Annotated in this window: 14 protein-coding genes; 10 read left to right on the top strand and 4 right to left on the bottom strand. The window is 58.7% G+C overall.

Features of this window, described 5'->3' with window-relative positions; all coding sequences use genetic code 11:
* Positions 1-2 precede the first annotated feature (2 nt).
* The gene (gene pyrF / locus VLM75_04085; protein HSV96097.1) at positions 3-851 is read right to left on the bottom strand and encodes an orotidine-5'-phosphate decarboxylase; all 849 of its coding nucleotides are present in this window, start codon (positions 849-851) and stop codon (positions 3-5) included.
* A 73-nt stretch (positions 852-924) separates the two neighbouring features.
* Positions 925-1,497, bottom strand: a complete 573-nt coding sequence (locus VLM75_04080) for an O-acetyl-ADP-ribose deacetylase (protein ID HSV96096.1) — start codon at positions 1,495-1,497, stop codon at positions 925-927.
* Between the two features lie 251 nt (positions 1,498-1,748).
* Here VLM75_04080 and mnmG point away from each other — a divergent pair, with 251 nt between their 5' ends.
* The 3 genes from mnmG (at position 1,749) to VLM75_04065 (ending at position 5,076) form a co-directional block, all read left to right on the top strand.
* Complete coding sequence (gene mnmG, locus VLM75_04075; GenBank protein HSV96095.1) at positions 1,749-3,653, top strand: tRNA uridine-5-carboxymethylaminomethyl(34) synthesis enzyme MnmG; 1,905 nt, start codon at positions 1,749-1,751, stop codon at positions 3,651-3,653.
* Positions 3,640-4,440 (top strand): 16S rRNA (guanine(527)-N(7))-methyltransferase RsmG, encoded by an 801-nt coding sequence (rsmG, locus tag VLM75_04070; GenBank protein HSV96094.1) that lies wholly within the window; start codon positions 3,640-3,642, stop codon positions 4,438-4,440. The genes mnmG and rsmG overlap by 14 nt, the downstream gene beginning before the upstream one ends.
* A gap of 63 nt (positions 4,441-4,503) precedes the next feature.
* Positions 4,504-5,076: a hypothetical protein gene (locus VLM75_04065; protein HSV96093.1), complete on the top strand. Its 573-nt coding sequence runs from the start codon at positions 4,504-4,506 to the stop codon at positions 5,074-5,076.
* Here VLM75_04065 and VLM75_04060 read toward each other — a convergent pair.
* Positions 5,030-6,805, bottom strand: a complete 1,776-nt coding sequence (locus VLM75_04060; protein ID HSV96092.1) for a TaqI-like C-terminal specificity domain-containing protein — start codon at positions 6,803-6,805, stop codon at positions 5,030-5,032. The two genes, VLM75_04065 and VLM75_04060, sit on opposite strands and share 47 nt — an antisense overlap.
* A gap of 118 nt (positions 6,806-6,923) precedes the next feature.
* On the opposite strand from VLM75_04060, the gene hypA reads away from it, so the two are divergent.
* The 4 genes from hypA to purD all read left to right on the top strand — a co-directional run bounded on the left by hypA (position 6,924) and on the right by purD (position 10,816).
* Positions 6,924-7,271: a hydrogenase maturation nickel metallochaperone HypA gene (gene hypA / locus VLM75_04055; protein ID HSV96091.1), complete on the top strand. Its 348-nt coding sequence runs from the start codon at positions 6,924-6,926 to the stop codon at positions 7,269-7,271.
* A gap of 10 nt (positions 7,272-7,281) precedes the next feature.
* A complete protein-coding gene (gene mog / locus VLM75_04050) occupies positions 7,282-7,776 on the top strand; it encodes a molybdopterin adenylyltransferase (protein HSV96090.1) in 495 nt (164 codons plus the stop codon).
* An 85-nt stretch (positions 7,777-7,861) separates the two neighbouring features.
* Positions 7,862-9,394, top strand: a complete 1,533-nt coding sequence (locus VLM75_04045) for an FHA domain-containing protein (GenBank protein HSV96089.1) — start codon at positions 7,862-7,864, stop codon at positions 9,392-9,394.
* A gap of 177 nt (positions 9,395-9,571) precedes the next feature.
* Positions 9,572-10,816 (top strand): phosphoribosylamine--glycine ligase, encoded by a 1,245-nt coding sequence (gene purD / locus VLM75_04040; protein HSV96088.1) that lies wholly within the window; start codon positions 9,572-9,574, stop codon positions 10,814-10,816.
* Here the strand turns inward: purD and VLM75_04035 are convergent.
* The gene (locus VLM75_04035; GenBank protein HSV96087.1) at positions 10,763-11,356 is read right to left on the bottom strand and encodes a YkgJ family cysteine cluster protein; all 594 of its coding nucleotides are present in this window, start codon (positions 11,354-11,356) and stop codon (positions 10,763-10,765) included. The genes purD and VLM75_04035 overlap by 54 nt on opposite strands.
* A gap of 12 nt (positions 11,357-11,368) precedes the next feature.
* Here VLM75_04035 and VLM75_04030 point away from each other — a divergent pair, with 12 nt between their 5' ends.
* The 3 genes from VLM75_04030 (at position 11,369) to VLM75_04020 (ending at position 15,376) form a co-directional block, all read left to right on the top strand.
* Positions 11,369-12,115: a hypothetical protein gene (locus VLM75_04030; protein ID HSV96086.1), complete on the top strand. Its 747-nt coding sequence runs from the start codon at positions 11,369-11,371 to the stop codon at positions 12,113-12,115.
* Between the two features lie 83 nt (positions 12,116-12,198).
* The gene (locus VLM75_04025; protein HSV96085.1) at positions 12,199-14,100 is read left to right on the top strand and encodes a GNAT family N-acetyltransferase; all 1,902 of its coding nucleotides are present in this window, start codon (positions 12,199-12,201) and stop codon (positions 14,098-14,100) included.
* 160 nt (positions 14,101-14,260) lie between these two features.
* Positions 14,261-15,376 (top strand): hypothetical protein, encoded by a 1,116-nt coding sequence (locus VLM75_04020; protein ID HSV96084.1) that lies wholly within the window; start codon positions 14,261-14,263, stop codon positions 15,374-15,376.
* Positions 15,377-15,391: the final 15 nt, after the last annotated feature.

Genomic DNA, 15,391 nt, shown 5'->3' with positions numbered 1-15,391 from the left:
CGTCACTCGGTAAGAAAGGAGTTGATTTCGTCGTTCAGGACGGCAAGCGCGGCCGCCGCGGCGTCATCGAATCGGAGGTCCGGCCGCTGACGGTACGCGTAGTTGATGGCGCTCGACGAGTTGATCCGGTGTATGGAGGAGTCGGGATGGAGCCTGAGCGCGGAGCAGACGGCCTCGACGCTCCCTCCCTGGGAACCGACGCCAGGTATCAGCAGGGGAATCTCGAGCCCGGAATCAATAAAGATCCCGCAGATGTTCACGAGCTCCTCGGGGTAGGTGGCGCCGACTACCGCACCTATGCCGGGACGGTGCCATTCAACGATTTTTTTCGAAACGCGAATGTACAAAGGCTCCCCGTCGACGATGAGGTCCTGGAGCTCGCCGGAGCTTTTATTAGAGGTCTTGTTGAGGATGTACGCTCCCTTCCCGGGGTAGTTTGCAAGGAACGGCTCGATGGAATCGAAGCCGAGGTAGGGAGAGAGCGTCACAGCGTCGGCATTGAAAAAATCATAGGCCTCGCGGCTGTACGCCTCGGCGGTGGAGCCGATATCGCCGCGCTTGACATCGAGGATGACGGGGAGGCCGAGCCCCCTGCACGCGTCGATGACGGAGGCGAGGGTGCCGATGCCGTCGAGACCGTGCTGGGCATAAAACGCATAATTGGGTTTAACGGCCGCCGGAAGGATGTTCCTGCGCGCCATCGTGTTGAGCATCGTTTCATAAAAGGACCGGATACGGTCGCCCGGGCTTCCATTCTCGACGGGTATGTTCCCCAGCACCGGATCGAGCCCCAGGCAGACGATGGAGTTGAACTTCCTCGAAGACGACCTGAGCAATGAGCAGTAATCCATATATGATCCCTTGTGAAAGGTTTTGCCTAAACGGTCCCCGGTAGATGCGCATCCCGTACGGGGCGGGCATGCCTCACCGATTTCCGCCGTCTGCTGGAGGAGCGGCCTGCCTCCTTAGTGCTTCAATAAAATTAGAATATATATAATAAATGTTATTATCAAATAAAATAAAATAAACATCAATCATATGTCCGGTTTCCGCCATAAAATCCAGGACGGCATACACGGCAACCTCGCAGGCTTCCGCGGCCGGGTAGCCGTATACGCCTGTGGATATGGCGGGGAATGCAATGGAGCGCAGACCGTTGTGCATCGCCAGGTCCATGGAGGTCCGGTACGAGGAGCGCAGTGTCTCCCGCTCTCCCGATGCGCCGTCTTTATAGACGGGTCCGGGAGTATGGATGACATGTCGCGCCGAAAGATTATACCCTCCGGTGATTCTCGCCTCGCCATGGCGACAGCCGCCGATGCGCCGGCATTCCTCGAGAAGCCCGGGTCCGGCGGCACGATGGATCGCCCCGTCGACGCCCCCTCCGCCGAGCAGGGCCGGATTGGCGGCGTTTACGATCGCGTCGACGCGCTCACGGGTAATGTCTCCCTGCCGGACAAAAAGCCGATCGAGCAGTTCGGATGGATACGAATTCACGGCCCGTCCTCTCATGAAGAATTAATTTTGTAAGCGTGCCGGGGGCTGTTTATACACCGTTCGCCCCCGTTCTCTTTGTATTGCGGCCTGACTGGCGTACTGTAAGACCGTGTAAGGACGAACGATACTAAAAAATTATTCCAATAGTAAAAATGTTGTATACTACTTGCGATGGGGCGATGATGAACCGTCCCGCTGAAAAATGGAAGTAAAATAATATGTCTCATTGAAAAACGATAAAACAGAGGAAGATGATACGGACGTTCGACATAATCATTGTGGGGGCGGGGCACGCCGGTGCGGAAGCGGCACTCGCCTCCGCACGCATGGGATGTTCGACGCTGCTGCTGACGGGGAACCTCGACACGATCTGCCAGATGAGCTGCAACCCGGCGATCGGCGGGCTCGCCAAGGGGCACCTTGTGCGGGAGATCGACGCGCTCGGCGGAGAGATGGCCAGGGCAATCGACGAGACGGGAATCCATTATAAGATGCTCAACAGAAGCAAGGGTCCCGCCGTGTGGGCGCCGAGGGCCCAGGCCGACAAGAAGGCGTATCAACTCAGGATGAAATCGGTCATCGAGGCCGAGCGCAACATCACGCTGATACAGGACATCGCCGCCCGGATCGTGGCGGAGAGCGGCCGCGTTCGGGGGGTTGCGACCGTGCGGGGGCAGGAGCATCGGGCTGAGGCGGTCATCATCTGCACGGGGACGTTTCTAAAGGGGCTCATCCATATCGGGGAGTACAATGAGAAAAGCGGAAGGCTGGGCGACTTTTCGTCAGAAGAGCTTTCGGATTCCCTGCGCGAGCTTGGATTCCCCGTACGCAGGCTGAAGACGGGTACGCCGCCGCGCGTTAACGCCGATTCGATCGATTTTTCCAAATGTATTATTCAACACCCCGACGAAGTGCCGTCACCGTTTTCGTTCGACACCGCATCGATCGACCGTCCACAGTTGCCGTGCTGGATCACCGGTACAACCGGGGAAACGCACCGAATCATCCGCGAGAACCTGCACCGCTCGCCGCTCTATGGAGGGCGCATCAGGGGCATCGGGCCGCGATACTGTCCCTCGATTGAGGACAAGGTCGTCCGCTTCGCGGGCAAGCCGGGTCATCAGCTGTTTCTCGAACCCGAGGGAATGACGACGAAAGAGGTATATATAAACGGTTTTTCGAGCTCACTGCCGGAGGATGTACAGCTCGAGATGATTCGTACGCTGCCGGGGCTCGAGAACGTTCGGGTGATGCGACCCGCATACGCGGTGGAATACGACTTCGTTCCACCGGATGAATTGAAAAGCACGCTCGAGACCAGGCGCATCGCCGGACTGTACCACGCGGGACAGATAAACGGCACGTCGGGTTACGAGGAGGCGGCGGGCCAGGGGCTTGTCGCCGCGATAAACGCCGTGCGAAAGATACGGGGGATGCAGCCTTTCGTCCTAAGGCGCTACGAGGCCTATCTGGGCGTGTTGATCGACGATCTGGTCACCAAGGGCGCGGACGAGCCGTACAGGATGTTTACCTCGCGGGCGGAGCACCGGCTGATCCTCAGGCAGGACAATGCCGACCGCCGCCTGATGGGATACGGCCTCGAGAACGGCCTGGTAAGCCGGGAGCGCTGCGAGCGAATGGAATTGAAATACAGAAGGGCGGACGATCTGGTGCGGGAACTGTCGTCGAGGGTTGTCGTCGTGGAAGGGGCGCTGAAGGAAAAGCTTGCCGTGTCCCGGCAGGGAGGATCGGAGGTGTCGGGGAAAATGAACGCAGGACAGCTTCTCAGGCGTCCCGAGATCAGGATTTCGGATATACTCGACGCGCTCGGGGAGGAGATCGACGCGGACAGGGCCGCTATAGCGGAGATGCATATTAAATACCAGGGGTATATTGAAAGAGATCTTGAACGGATACGGAAAATGGAACGGATGGAGTCGCGCCGTATTCCGGAATCGTTCGATTACGCCACGGTTGCGGGGCTGAAGAACGAGGCTCGAGAGAAGCTTAAGCGCCTACGGCCGGAGACGATCGGGCAGGCGACAAGGATCTCCGGCGTAGATCCGTCGGATATATCGCTTGTAATGGTGCGCATCGAGGCGATGGCGCGTGCCGCACGCAAAGCGGAGACGGAGAACGGCCATGATGGACCGTAGGCCGGAGGACTCCGTCGGTCATGCGCGGGGCGCCGGACAGGCGGACGAGAAGGACGGAATGTTCCATGTGGAACGGGAGGCCGTTCGTGAATGGGCCGAGCGAAACGGAATTGTCCTCCCGGAAGGAGCGGCGGGCCTGCTGGCCCGGTACGCGGGCATGGTGATCGAGGCGAACGGGCGACACAACCTTACGGGCTGCTCGACCACCATGGGGGCGCTCGAGGCGCTGGTGCTGGGGAGCCTGGAGCCCCTTTGCCGCCTTGATGTTCCACGTGGAACGCGCTTCGCGGACATTGGCTCGGGCGCCGGGGTGCCGGGAATCCCGCTCGCGCTCGCTCTCTCCGGGATTACGGGCGTGCTGATGGAGGCGCAGGCGAAGCGGGCGGAATTCCTCGAGTACGCGCGGAAGGAGCTGCCGGTCCCCGGCCTGTCGGTGGTCTGCGGACGGACCGAAGAGCTTGCACGAGTGCCGGAGTGGAGGGGGGCATTCGACGCGGTGTTCAGCCGCGCTTTTGGGCCGGTCTACGCGGTGATCGAGATGGCGCTTCCGCTTTTAAAGACAGGAGGATATCTGTATATATATTCAAAACTTCTGGGGGCCGATCTGGGGAGGGTAATCGCCGATCATGCCATGGCGCTGGGGGGGCGGATCGATACGGACCCCATGGGTGGGCCCGGCATCATGGTGAGAAAGGTCGGAGAAACGCCGGATGCCTACCCGCGCCGCTACCCGGCCATCAAGCGTGCGGCCGAACGCATCGGCGGGGACGCGGGCCATGAGACATAATAAATCGACAATGGGGGCCCGCTGCAGGCGTGAAGTGGCGCCATCATCCCGGGGGAGAGGGCAATGATGAATCATTCCATCGTGCTGGGTTCATTGCTCGTTATCACGGGGAGCCTGTTCTCTCCCGACGAGCTCGCTCTGCGCTTGAAGAACGATACCTCGCTCGTGGCGCCGGGTTTGGGCTCGGAAGGGGTGGTGCTGGGCGAAAATGTCAGTTCGCTCGTACGCGACCGGGGCCGGGCGGACCGCGTCGCAATGCCCGGGGGGGTGAGGGACCTCCTGAGGGATGTGTTCGGGCAGACATCGGGCCCCGCCATCCGTTTTGATCGCGTCTACCACTATGCGTACGGGCGCTTCGCGGTATTCCTGCTGGGGGATGAAGTGGTCGCCGTCGCCGGGTACGATCGGTCGCGCGTTACGACGGACGCGGTGAGCATATCCGCGGGGGCCGAATCGTTTGTCTTTAATTACGGAAACGAGGGGCTGGAGCGGCTGACCAGGCGTAAAAACGTCATGTACGTCTACCGGAACCTCGGCATCGCCGTCGCCGATGACGGCGGCGACGATTCCATCGACCTGGTTATCGTCTTCACTGCGGTGAAAGCGCCGGTGCCGGGGAGAGCACGGCCTCGCTGATGCGCGCGGCCTCGGCGTCGCCGATACCGTAGATGCTGAAGACAATGTCCTCGATCGTCTCCCTGCTTCGCATCCCCGCTCCCGAATCCGGCGACTCCATGACGCGTCTCACGAGTGAGCGGATCTTTCGCCTGGTTCCGCCATCGGCGGTCCGAAGCGGCAGTCGCTCGAGGTTTCCCCTCAGGACCTTCACCGTAAAGAAGTTCTTTTCATAGTAATACTGCATGAGGCGCGAGTTGAGGAGCGCAAGCAGGCATTCGGGTTCGAGCATCTTATCCCCGGGAATGAACGCGTTGACGTTATTGAGCGAGTAGCGCCCCTCGGTGTCGAGCGCAAAGACCAGGCGCCTGCCGATGAATTTATAGAGGAGCTTGTTCGGCGTAAGATAAAGTTGGCGCGGCGCCACCTGCTGGAGCGCGCCGGGGTCGAACCTGAAATGATGGCCGCTGAAATCGATCCTGTACTGCGAAAGATCGCGTCCGACAATGATAGGGTCGGGCGCATCTTCCGAGCGCGCGTCCCTGAGGTGATGCGGGTTATCCCCGGTCACCACGCCGAGGAAAAAGCGGGCGGAACCCTTCAGATAGAAGCACCCCTCATCCTCCATGCGCGAGATGAGCTCGACCGCCCTGCGCGAATAATGGATGTTGAAGATGTTCTGAGGTGTCGAGTCGTACTGCGCTTGCGGTATCAGTGTGGCCGTTGCGGAGCCGCCCGCCGGCGCCGAAGATATCCTGACTACATGCCGCGATCGCGCACTCGCCGAATCCTCGCGGGCCGCGATGAACGAAACGGAGGGGGCGAACACACCCCTGAAGCGCTCGCCCCAGGCCGCTATATCGAGTATCCGCATGTGGTCGAGCACCTGCCGCCGCGAAGCACTGTGCGCGCCGATGTTCAAATAAGCCTCGGGAAGAAGAAAGGCCATCGTCCCCCCGGGGGCCAGGAGCCTGCGCGTGCGCTCGATAAACAGCGTAAAGGTATTGATGCCGGACCCTGCCGAGGAAAAACGCTCGCGGGCGGCGCGCCGCTCGTCCGCCGAAAGGCGCGACCCCCAGGGAGGGTTGCCAATGACGGCCGTATAGCCAGCGGCTTCATCGCGGGAGTCACCGCGAAGGCTTTTGAACAAATAATTATTATTGTGTATATTTTTGATTTCACTCTCATTGATGCCGGAAACCCTGGAAAGGTTCCATCTGCATATCGACGCGGCGACCTGGTCGTTGTCGATGCCGTGAATACGGTGATGGATAAGCTCCTCCGTATTCCGGCGCATACTACCTCGCCGGTTGCCGGAGCACGAGAGGAGGGCATAGGCGGCGATGAGAAACTGGCCCGATCCGCAGGCCGGATCAAGAATCAGCGGAAGATCCGCGCCGGGTACTGGAGCGAGCGCTCGTGAAACGATGTAGTCGACGATATCGCGGGGGGTGAAATAGCGGCCGTGCTTTTTGCGCGTTTTCCTGGACTGGAGTTCCTGGTGGATGTAGCCGAGAAGGTCTCCATCACGCAGGATGTCCCACCGGCGCAGGAGATCCTTCAGCTCCTCCAGCGCCCGGCGGGGTTCTCCCCGAAGAGCCGCCGGCAGCGGAGCGTGGTCCATGAGGTAGGACACCATCCCGCAGGCAGACGCGCATTCCTCCTCGTCCCAAAGGTTGGGACCGCCGAGGAGGGCTATGCGGTAATCGACGTATTTTCCGTGCCGTGAGAGATAGTGTTTTCGATTCATCGGTATGGCGGCCTGCCGCCGGGAATTTGTCTTGAAATAAACGCACCGGTCTCAGCATCTATATCGTGCCTTTGCGGTAAAAAGATTTAGCAAAACATCGCGGGCGGGGACGCCGACAATGCACGAGCTTTCGATAATGGGCAGCATCCTGGACATCGTCCTGGATTCCGCGGGGAAAAACGGGGCCAAACGGGTCGCCCGAATCAACCTGCAGGTGGGTGAAATTTCCGACCTTATCCCGGAATGGATGCAGACCTATTTCGATTTTGTCAGCAAGGACACCATCGCGGAAAAGGCCGAGCTTTCGGTGGAAAAAGTACCCGCCGTGCTGCGCTGCAAATCGTGCGGAACGGAGTTCAGGTTCACGAAGGAGGACTGGCGCTTTTCCTGTTCCGCGTGCGAATCGGCCGATATCGAGATCTTAAGCGGCCGGGAATTCAGGATCATCAGCATCGAGGTTGAATGAGGAGGCGGTCATGGTCCGTGTCGGAATAATCACCGTCAGCGACCGCTCGTCGAGGGGGGAGCGCGAGGACCTCTCGGGGCCCGAGATACGGCGCTGGGCGGAGCGCAGGGGGCACCTGGTGGAGGCTGAATCGATCGTTCCGGACGAGACGGAACGCATACGGGACGAGCTGATCGCCTATGCCGCGAGGGGGATCGATCTCATCCTAACCACGGGAGGAACCGGTTTCGCACCGCGCGACGTGACCCCCGAGGCGACGCTCGCGGTCATTGACAGAGCGGCCCCCGGTTTCGCCGAGGCGATGCGGCATCGTTCGCTTGCCATTACCCCCCACGCCATGCTCTCAAGGGCGGTTGCCGGTATCAGGGGGACGAGCCTGATCGTCAACCTGCCTGGAAGCCCGAAAGCAGTGCGCGAAAACCTCGAGGTGATCGAAAAGGCGGTCCCGCATGCCATTGAGCTTTTGCGAGGGAGGGTCGGCGACTGCGGTGCTCCGAATTGCTGAAGACTTTCGTTCGGCGTACAATCATGCGCGTTGCCCTGCATGGAAAAAGCCTGCACAGATTATCCGCGGAAACCGATAGTATATAATGAAAACGGTATCATGCGTACAATCGAACCATGACATGATTTTACTACCCGAACACAGGACGAAACCGGTGCTCCGCACGGCGGCGCTTTTGCTTCTCGCGGCATGCATGCTCACACCTGCGCTGGCCGGCCCCAACATAGAAATCATCTCGGCGGACGGCGAGTCAGAGTTTCCGACGGTCCTGCTCCGCATCGCCGTGTCGAACGGAGGACGGGGAGCGCCCGGCGACCTTACCGACGAAAACATCCAGGTCTATGAGGACGGCTTCCGCGTAAATTACGTGAGCGTCAAGCCTTCGGCTAAAGACGCAGTAGCGGCCAGTTACGTTCTCGCCATCGACTCGAGCAAAAGTATCCGCCCGAAGGAACTCGAACGCATCAAAAAGGCGGCGCGAGGGCTCATCGCCTTGTCATCTCCCGCGGACGGCTTCGCCGTCGTGCGGTTCAACGACGAGGTGAAGATAGCCTGTACTCTCACAACAGCGCGCGACAGGCTGGACCGCTGCGTCAGTGAAACGCGCCGGCATGGTTCGCGCACCAGTCTGTATACGGCGCTCTACGATTCGATCGAGCTGCTCGGAAGGGAAGCTGACGGGGCGAAAGCCGTAATCGTTTTTTCCGACGGCAGGGACGAGGGGAGCAGCCTGGAGGGCGGCGATGTTGTGGCCCTTGCGAAGGAAATGTCTGTTCCGGTCCACGTCGTTGCAGTTCGCCCGGGAAAGGCGTCGCGCCGGCTCGAGCGGATCGCCAGGCTCAGCGGCGGCAACTTTATCCGATGCTGCACGGAAGAGGACGTTCGCGCACTGTACGGTACCCTAAAATCCGGCGGGTCGAACCGATACGACGTGCGTTTCCGATCGATGGCCGCGGCCGACGGCAAAGCGCGCTCGGTCGAGGTGCGCCTGCGCTACGATTCGATCGCCGACCGGGACGTCCGGGAGGTCACCTACCGGCGCGGAATCGCCGGCGTGGAGCTTCCGGCATTGCCGCAGATTCTCCTGGTGGCGCTCATCCTGCTGATCATCGGTCTTTTAATCGGCTGTGTATTCATACTCCTGCGCAGGGGCACTCTCGCGATACGACGGGCGGCAATGAATCCGGCAGGGTTCGCTCCGGGCCTGCGCCCGCCCTTTTCGGCGGATGAGTTTGAAGCGGCCCTCAAACGCGACGAGGAGGCGAAGCTTCACCGGGACCGTCTGGTCACTTCACAGGACCCGGAATATGTATACGCAAAGGCATGGCTGGTGCAAAAGGATGGTCCCGAGGCGGGTAAGAAGTTCCCGATGTACTGGGAGGAGATTACGATCGGGAGGGACGAAGAAAACGCGATTGTCGTACGGGACGACGCCGTGTCGCTTAGACACGCCCGAATAAGGGAAACGAAGGGAGCATATTATCTCTTCGATCTCGCCTCGGACAACGGCACGTTTCTCAACGGCAAGAAGCTCCTCAGGCCCCGGCCCCTCTACGACTGGGACGAACTTCGCATGGGGCGCACCCTTTTCATTTTTCGAGGGACGAAGATTTCCTGACCCCCGTGCGCCGTTGGCACGGGCCTTTTTGAATCGCGCATTTTTGCTTGCCAATATTTGATAAATTCACTTTCATACGATCCATTGACCGCCGGGACTTCCCGGATTGAAGCGCCGCGCCGCGGCGGTCCGGACGGCCGATTGCGCACCGGAGAAAAAGACACGCGGGGGACAGACATGCGGTATTGCATAATAGGTTCCGGGGGCAGGGAGCACGCGATCGCCTGGAGGCTTATGACCGATGGCAGCGCCAGAGAGGTATACGTGCTGCCCGGGAACGGCGGCATCGCCGATGAGTTCAGGGTGAACATGAAGATCGATGATTTCGGGGGTATCACGAAATTCTGCTACAAAAAGAAAATCGATATGGTGGTGGTAGGGCCCGAGGTGCCGCTGTCGGCCGGGATTACGGATTATCTCGTTGAACGCGGAATTAGGACCTTCGGCCCCTCGAAGCGAGCGGCGATGCTCGAGGGAAGCAAGCTCTTTGCGAAGAAAATCATGCGCGCGTATGGAGTCCCGACGGGAGACTACCGCGAGTTCGATTCGCGCGACGGGCTGCTTCGCTATATCGACTCGGTGCAAACGTTTCCGATGGTGATCAAGCTCGACGGTCTTGCCGCGGGAAAGGGGGTCGGGATTCCCGAGAGCAGGGAGGACGCCCGTGCTTTCGTCGATTCCATGGTCAGGGACGGAATGAAGGTCTTCGTTGAGGAGTATATTGAAGGCGAGGAGGCCTCGGTGCTCGGGATCTGCGACGGCGAGACGGTGCTCCCCCTGGTGGCGGCCCAGGACCACAAGCGCGTTTTCGACGGCGACCGGGGGCCCAATACGGGCGGAATGGGCGCATACGCGCCGGCGCCGGTGATGACGGCCGACCGCCTCGAGCGCGTCCGCCGCGAGGTCCTGGTGCCGACTGTCGAGGGCATGAAGAAAGAGGGTATCCCGTTTAAGGGAATCCTGTACGCCGGCGTCATCGTAAACGGGGACGATCTGAGGGTCCTCGAGTTCAATGCCCGCTTCGGCGATCCCGAGACGCAGGTGATTCTGCCGCTGCTTGAGAACAGACTGGGGGATCTTTTTACCGCGGCGGAGGACGGCACGCTTGCGAAGTGCGACATACGTTTCGCGCGCAAGAGCGCGATCACGGTCGTGATGGCATCGGGGGGATATCCCGGGGACTACGAAAAAGGGAAAGCGATAAAGGGGCTCGACGCGGTGCCGGAAGGCGCGCTCGTGTTCCACGCCGGAACGGAAAAGCGCGACGGCTCCTGCCATACGGCGGGCGGGAGGGTCCTCAATGTAACGGCGACGGGAACCGACCTCTCCGCTGCGCGGGACCTGGCGTACGAGGCGGTCGGGAGGATATCATTCGAGGGTGCTTTTTTTCGCAGGGATATCGGCTACCGGGCTCTTAAATAATTCGCGAAGGACGAACCGCTCCTTTTGAAAAAAAGAATCGGGATGTTCGCGCTGGAATTCGAGGTTGATGGCGCCGAGCATTGTATTGAGGTTTTCAAGCCCGAGGATGAACGGCGATTCGATGCGGCTGACTTCGGTAAAGTTTTTAGGGCAGAAGTCGACGGCGCCGTCAAGGTAGACCGGAAGCCCGTGGGTGCGGCATATGAGCGGCCGGGCCTCGTAGACGGCGCAGAGCCCGTTTTCGAGGAAGACGCAGGGCTGCCCGGCGCGCGCTGGTTCGGCCGCCCGGAGCATGACGGCGTCCCTGTGCGCCGGCCCGATCGATGCCGCATGGTTGAGAAGGACCCCGGCTTCAACCGCGTTTACGGTTTCAAGTATGCAGCAGGAGTCGCAGCCCGGGGCACAGGCCATAGAGCTTCGGTATTCCCGCAGCACTTCGGCGCAAAACGCGTCGACGCGGCGAACGAGGGCGGTATAATGAATGAGCGAAAGCATTCGGTTCGAGTGTATCCTGTAGCCCCGCTTTGTCAATTTTTCCATGGGAGTGTGCTCATGAAATTCGGGAATTTTTCGGTAATTTCGGTCATTGCAGCCATCCTTTCGTGCTGTGTACCCGCCGGTGCGCAGACCGTCACCAATTTCGATTACTTCGGCGCCGAACTGTTGAAGAAGGGCGCGGAACATGAGGAGTACGTAAAGCCCGACGGAACGAAAATATTCAAATATCCGGAACATGAAAAGGCGGTATTGAAAGACGGTACGGTCATCATACGGCACAGGGACGGGAAAAGGGAGATAACCGTCCCGGACGGGAGAAGCCTGATCATTGATTTCGACGGGACCAGGCATTATCGAAAGCCCGACGGAAGCGAGAGGACGATCTCACTCGACGGCAAGACCCCGTATGGAGAAGATATCGCCCCGGTGGAGGCGGTAGTGGCGAACGGCGGCGCCCGCATTACGGTGGCCTTCGATCCGATGCTTTCGGATGACCACCTTGACGGGGCCGGGAAGAAATTCTTCGACGAACTGGCAGGCTCGCTCAGGGCGAAAGCCGGGTCGGTTAAATCGCCCGGCGGATTCGAGTGCCGCCTTGTTGTTTCACAATGCCGGTTCGCCGTGACGGGGCACTGCAGGCGAAAGAACGCACAGGAGCTCTCGGTAGCGATTTTCAGGGGTAGTCGGGAGCGGGTGGTTATGAGGCTCCCGTATTTTTCCATGATTAAGGACAACGAACGCCGGGACTTCGCCGCGCGGGTCGCGGAGCGGGTGTTTACCGAACAGGCAATGACCGATTAGTATTTGACCGAAGCCGGTTGCCGGACAAAAATACATGCAGGTGAAGTGATTTATTCGTAGTGATTTAAAATCCGGGGTGATGGATGACAAATGAAATGCAGGACGATTGCCGCGCGATGGTGGAGGAGCTTCGTGCCGGGCATCCCGAAAAATTCACCACATTCGAGAAGGCGTTTTCCCATATCCGGCGCGGCCGGAGGATCTTCGTTTCGACCGCATGTGCAGTCCCCCGGTATCTTATTCGATCGCTTGTTGAATACGCCGGAGCAAATCCGGGTTTTCTTCCCGGGGAAGAGAGCATTCGCGCGTATACGCTCGGCGTTTCGCCGTATTTCGACGAGAGGCTGAAGCAGAGCTTCCGGTATAATTCGTTTTTTATCGGTCACAGCATCCGTGAGGCGGTCAACCGGGGCGAGGCCGACTACACCCCGGTTTTTTTCTCTGGAGTCCCCCGACTCTTCCGCCAGAGGATCATCGAAATAGACGTTGCGCTTATCCAGACATCGTCTCCGGATCCAAGCGGTATGCTGAGTCTCGGCGTAAGCATCGATATCGTCAAGGCCGCCGTCGAGAATGCGTCGATCGTCATCGCGCAGGTTAACTCATTCATGCCCAGGGTGCACGGTGACACCTTCATCAGCGTGGATGAGGTCGATTTCATTTTTCATCACGACGAGCCCCTCCTCGAGTATGAATCGGGAGAGCCGGACGAGGTTTCCGGCCGGATCGGGCGTTTTGTCGCTCGCATCGTCAGGGACGGCGACACGATCCAGGTCGGCTACGGCAGTCTCCCCAACGCGATTATGGCCAACCTTCATAAAAGGAAGAACCTGGGAATCCACACGGAGCTTCTTTCTGACGGATTGGTGGAGCTGATAAAAAGCGGTGCGATAAACAACAACAGGAAGACGATCGACCGCGGAAAGACCGTGGCGACTTTCTGTATGGGAAAGAAATCCACGTACGATTTTCTACACGATAATCCCAGTATATCCTTTCATACGGTGGATTATACCAATAATCCACTCGTCATCGCCTCCCTTAGGAACATCACGGCGATCAATTCCGTTCTCCAGCTCGACCTCTCCGGCCAGGCGAGCGCGGAATCCCTGGGACGGTATAATTACAGCGGGATCGGAGGCCAGGCGGATTTTATGCGGGGGGCGATGCTCGCGCCGGACGGCAGGAGCATCCTCATGCTTAAATCGACCGCGAAAAACGGTACGGTCTCGCGTATTGTGCCGGCGGTCGACGCCGGGGCGGGGGTCACGCTCAGCCGCGGAGACATACACTACATCGTCACCGAATACGGTATCGCCTATATCAACGGCAAGAACCTCCGGGAGCGGGCGCTGTCCATTATCGCGATCGCGCATCCCGATTTTCGGCCGTGGCTGGTTGAAGAGGCGAAGAAGCTTGGCGTCATGGATGCCACGGCGACAGGAATCCCCGGCGCGAAAGATTGGTATCCCGCGCACCTCGAGGCCCGTCGTACGACAAGGGGGGGCGACCGACTGCTTCTGCGGCCGGTCAGGCCGGATGATATCACGATTCTCCGGGACTTCTTCTCGTCGCTCTCGGATCAGAGCGTACGGGGGCGCTTCGTGAAAAGCGGAAAGGTGCCGGACGATCTCGGTGAGCTGGTCGAAGTCGATCACATCAATGATGTTATCATCCTCGGGGTCGCAAATCTCGGGGGGAACGAGATCGTGCTGGGGGTTGGAAAGTATGCCGTTAACGAGGACGATCATGGCGCCGAGCTTTCGCTCGCTGTACTGGACGGATACATGAACCGCGGCATCGGAACGGAAATCATCGCCTACCTCAGCCTCCTCGCCCGCAGGGAAGGGCTTTTCTACATTTCAGCGGAGGCCCTCATAGAAAATAAGCCGGTACTGCACCTGCTCGAAAAGTGCGGTCTGGACGCCGAACGGAACCTGGGGGCGGGAGTCTACGAGATGAAGGCGTATTTCGGACGCGACTGACGCGTATTCCTTGAACAATCCTTGCCTAAAGCCTGCGTTTGCAGTAAATTTGATTTGCGTTTTTAAACGGTCGGTGGACAGCCTGTCCGACGTTTGGCGGTGCAAGCCGGACTGGACGGTTGGTGGCTGGACCGGTCTAAATGTCAAGGAGCGTGAGTTGTTGCTGAGCAGGCAAGGGGTAGTGCGGAAAATCGCGGCGGTGTTGATTGCATTCGGTGCGGTCGCGGTGTGGTCGGATTTCGACCTGAAAGCCGACATTCACGGGGACGGCGCGCAGGACCATTCGTACTCGCAGAGCTTTATAAATATTCGGACCCCCAACGGCAAACTGTATGCGTATGTCGTCCTGCTCTTCAACGAAAACCCCCATTTCGTCAATATGATACAGGAGCACAGCATCCCCGTTGAAAAGATGCAGAAGGACGGCTTTCATATAGCGGAATACCGGAATTATCTGAAAAACCTGCGCGATCCCGCCACCTATCGCATCGCCGAACAGCTCCTTAACGCCAGCCGCCAGCCGAGGAAGTACAACGACAAGGTTCTGGACTCGCTGCGCGATGCGCTTGAGAAACGGAACATCATCCTCAGGTTTTCACGGGACAGGAAGGGGAGCGATGAAGAGAGGATCCTCCTCGATTACTGTATCTTCGGCGCCCGGAAACCGCTTACTATAAATCATCCACTTTTTAATACGAGCGAACGCTTTTATAACATCATCCCGTTTATTTACTATGATGAGTTTTCAACCAGTAATTCAACATTCTATTTCGATATGATATACATCAATCCGGAAGAGGTGCAGAACGATTATATAATCGCCAGGAGAATACTTACGGGAGAGAACGTGGATTCCATGTTCTTCGTCGGGGCCCGGGTGGGCGAGGACATCAAATACTGCCTGGCGAGGGCCTTCGACAATTCGAAGTCTATTCGCGCCGAGATATGGAAGCTCTTCGAAATTCACGAGCTGACGCACAAGATACTTAATAATAGCTACAATTATTACGACCAGGTGTCGGGTGAGGAGCTTGCGCTTTCAAGCACGGTCTTCGCCAACGCATACCTGGGACTGTCGGTACTCTACGCATACCTCGATTATAACAGCACCAACCCCCACAGGATAGCGGCCATGAATTATATCCGGTACGTTGCGGCCGAGACCGGGAAAAAGGAAATTACGGAAAACCCGTCACTTTTAAAATATTTACCGGTTGTGGAGCTGCAGCGCCTTTCCCGTCTGCATTTCAACTCTCTCCTCAAACATATACGGTAATTTTGAAGCCGAAAT

Source organism: Spirochaetota bacterium (assembly GCA_035477215.1).
GTDB lineage: Bacteria > Spirochaetota > UBA4802 > UBA4802 > UBA5368 > MVZN01.
The sequence above is the reverse complement of the archived record's forward strand: the minus strand, read 5'-3'. Positions and strand labels throughout refer to the sequence as shown.